Raw genomic sequence first — 834 nt, 5'->3', positions numbered from 1 at the left:
CTCGCTCCCACAAGTGCTCAGTCCGATCGGAGGATCAGCTTCATCCGCTCATCCGCCAACGTCGAGCCAAACACCTCGGCGTAGCGCAGGGTCGCGTTGGCGTGCTCGCGCATGATCGCCTCGGCCCGGGCGCCCTGGCGATTGACCAGCGCGTCGAACACCGAATGATGCTGCATGTGGGCATAGTTGAAGCGGCGGTATTCGCCGGCCATGTTCTGGCGATCGACCGCCAGGGCCGTGACCGAGGCGAACGGCAGGTGATCGTTGCGCGCCAGGGCGTCGGCGATGGCCGGGTTGTGGCTGCCCTCGACGATCACCTGGTGAAAACGCATGTTGAGGTCGTGATAGACCTCCAGGTCCTCTTCGGTCACATAACCTTTGGCGAACAGTTCATCGCCATCGACCAGGCACTGCTCAAGCGCCCGGCGAGCCTCCTCGGACAAGCCGCGTTCGGCGGTTTGCCGGGCGGCCAGGCCCTCCAGCACCCCACGCACCTCCACCGCCCCGGCAATCTCCTCGGCGCTGACCGAGCGCACCTGGAAACCCCGCCCGCCAAAACGCACCAGCAGCCCTTCCTGCTCCAGGGTGCGAAACGCCATGCGCACCGGCATCCGCGAGACGCCGAACAACTGCGCCGTGGGAATTTCCATCAGTCGCTCGCCGGCCGCCAGCTCGCCGGAGGCGATCATCCGACGCAACGCAACCAGCACCGTTTGGCCGGGCTTGCTCATCCAAGTGATTTCCAGAAGGGAGAGAGCCGCCATAGTAGTTGCAATCAAATGTGGGAGCGAGCTTGCTCGCGATTGCGGTACATCAGCCGCCATCGATATCGAC

The 834-nt window shown here is 64.5% G+C and carries 1 protein-coding gene; it reads right to left on the bottom strand.

Translation table 11 applies throughout. From position 1 onward, the window contains the following. Positions 1-17 precede the first annotated feature (17 nt). Positions 18-731 carry a GntR family transcriptional regulator gene (locus ACE04F_RS06570; RefSeq protein ID WP_486105509.1) on the bottom strand — a complete coding sequence of 238 codons (714 nt, stop codon included), beginning with the start codon at positions 729-731 and terminating at the stop codon, positions 18-20. Between the last annotated feature and the right edge of the window lie 103 nt (positions 732-834).

It is taken from the genome of Pseudomonas sp. AGC41 (assembly GCF_057334555.1).
Note: the sequence above shows the minus strand (reverse complement) of the source record. Positions and strands in the feature narration are given on the sequence as shown.